The organism is Nocardiopsis flavescens (genome assembly GCF_900141985.1).
Taxonomy (GTDB): domain Bacteria; phylum Actinomycetota; class Actinomycetes; order Streptosporangiales; family Streptosporangiaceae; genus Nocardiopsis; species Nocardiopsis flavescens.
On record NZ_FQZK01000007.1, the window covers coordinates 272,287 to 274,604 of the forward strand.

At 73.7% G+C, this 2,318-nt stretch carries 2 protein-coding genes and 1 pseudogene; all 3 read left to right on the plus strand.

Translation table 11 applies throughout. The annotated features are described in order from the left end of the window. A partial coding sequence (locus tag BUE45_RS33385; protein ID WP_245833184.1) for an LPXTG cell wall anchor domain-containing protein occupies nt 1-586 on the plus strand: 586 nt, incomplete at its 5' end. A 225-nt stretch (nt 587-811) separates the two neighbouring features. Beyond that, complete coding sequence (locus tag BUE45_RS14685; protein WP_073379868.1) at nt 812-1,921, plus strand: thioester domain-containing protein; 1,110 nt, start codon at nt 812-814, stop codon at nt 1,919-1,921. A gap of 78 nt (nt 1,922-1,999) precedes the next feature. After that, nucleotides 2,000-2,318 (plus strand): annotated as a pseudogene (locus BUE45_RS14690) (IS30 family transposase); the annotation flags it as partial.

A 2,318-nucleotide genomic window follows, 5' to 3' on the forward strand; every position in this document is an offset into this window, starting at 1 on the left:
GTTCACCATCGAGACCAGCGCCGCCTCCGTGCCGGTCACCGTCCAGGCCCCCGAGGGCGTGGAGCTGGTCGACCTGGAGACCGGCGAGGCCGTCTCCGCCGTCGAGAACGGCGACAAGGTCGGCTTCGAGGTCCCCGCCGGCACCGACGCCGGCGAGGCGTCCTTCACCCTGGAGACCACCGCCGAGGTGTCCGCGGGCCGCCTGTTCAAGGGCGAGGACCCGGACAAGCCGACCCAGACGCTGATCACGGCCAAGACCGAGGAGGTCACCGTCTCGGCCTCCGCGTCCGCGACCTGGACCGCCGGCGGCGGCGAGGAGCCCAGCCCCGAGCCGACCCCGTCCGAGGAGCCCACCGACCCGGAGCCCACCCCGGGTCCGACTCCGGAGCCGACCCCGTCCGAGGAGCCCGGCGAGCCGGCGTCCCCGAAGCCGACCCCTCCGGGCGATGACCAGAACGAGCCGAGCCTGCCGGTCACCGGCGGCGCCCTGGCCGGCCTGGTCGCCGCGGGCATCGCCGCCCTCGGCGCCGGCGGCGGCGCGATCTACCTGAGCCGCAAGCGCAAGGCCGCTTCCGGCCAGGAGTAATCTCCGCGCCTTCGGGCCCCGTCCTGTTACAGGACGGGGCCCTTTGTCATGTGGTCACCAGACAAAAACCCCAATCGTGGACACAGTGCACTTGCTTCACTACGGAGGGTTGGCCACACGGAGATGAATCGCTACCATCGGCCCGGTATCCCCGCGCGGAACCGGCGTTCCGCCCCCGTTCCCGAGCACCTCTCACCCTCCGCTCCCCCCGACGGAAAGAGAAACGTGAACGCCCCCGCCCTCCGCCCCGCCCTCGCCGTCCTCGCCGCCGCCCTCCTCCTGGGCCCGCTGGCCGCCCCGGCCGCGGCCGAACCCGTCCGCGGGCGGTACACCGGGGTCGACGAGCACGGGCACGGGATCGTCATGCGGGGCGAGGAGTTCACGACCACCGCGACCTTCGGCCTCGACCTGGGGGACCGGGTCCTGCCGACCTACTGCATCGACTTCCGGACCGGGATCGTCGCGGACGCCCGGTACGTGGAGGACGACTGGGCCGACTACCCGGGCGAGGGGGACTTCGGCGAACCGGGCCGGGTCCACTGGATCCTCATGAACTCCTACCCGGTCGTGGAGATCGGAGACCTGCGTGAGGAGTCCGGCATCCCCGGACTGACCAGGGACGAGGCCCTGACCGCGACCCAGGCGGCCGTCTGGCACTTCAGCAACGGGCTCGACCTGGAGAGCGTGGAGCAGAACCCGGACCTGCCCGCGGTGTCCCAGGACGAGGTGGTCGGCCTCTACGAGCACCTCGTCGGCAGCGCCGAGGAACTGCCCGACGAGCCGCCGAGCGCGCTGTCGGTGTCCCCGGCGCAGGCGTCGGGGCTGGCCGGGGAGACCGTCGGCGGGTTCACCGTGGAGACCAGCGCCGGATCGGTGCCCGTGGAGCTGGACGCGCCCGCGGGTGTGGAGGTCGTGGACCTGGCGACCGGGGAGCCCGTCACCTCCGTCGCCGACGGCGACCGGATCGGGCTCTCGGTGCCCGCGGACGCCGCCGCGGGCGAGGCCGAGCTGTCCTTCACCGCGGAGGCGACGGTACTGACCGGCCGCCTGTTCAAGGGCGAGGACCCCGACGAGCCCACCCAGACGCTCATCGCCGCGGCCGACGGCGCCGTCACCGTCTCCCGCACGGTCACCGCCGCCTGGGACCGGGAGGGCGGCACGCCGCCGCCGGTCGCCGACCCCAGCCCGAGCCCGGTGGCCGCGGCCGCGGACGACCGGGGCCTGGCGCTGACCGGCCCGGCGGTCGCCGCCCTCGCCGCGGGCGGCGCGGTCCTCCTCCTGGGCGGCGGCGCCTTCGTCCTGGCCGCGCGCCGCCGCGGGACCGCGCAGGAGTAGCCCGCCCCCGACCCGGGGCCCGGACCGTACCCCCTTGGGTTCTAGTGGTTGTCGCAACACCCCACCTCAGGGAATGCGATGGACTTCCAGATCCCGGACAGCCCGATCATCCATGGCCGCAAGAGGCTGACCGCTGAGCGAGCGGCATACTCACAACTCATGCAGCAAGGCCTGAGCAACGACGAAGCCTGCCGGATCGTGGGCATCAACCCCAAGACCGGCAGACGCTGGCGCAACGGCCGCAGCGCCGAGCCCGGCCGTCGAAGGGCGGCACCACCCCTGACCGGGGCGGTGCCGCCCACCGGCCCCTCGCGTTACCTCGACGAGACCGAGCGCATCCGCATCGCCGACCTGAACCACGAGGGCAAGCCCCTACGCGCGATCGCCGCTGAACTGG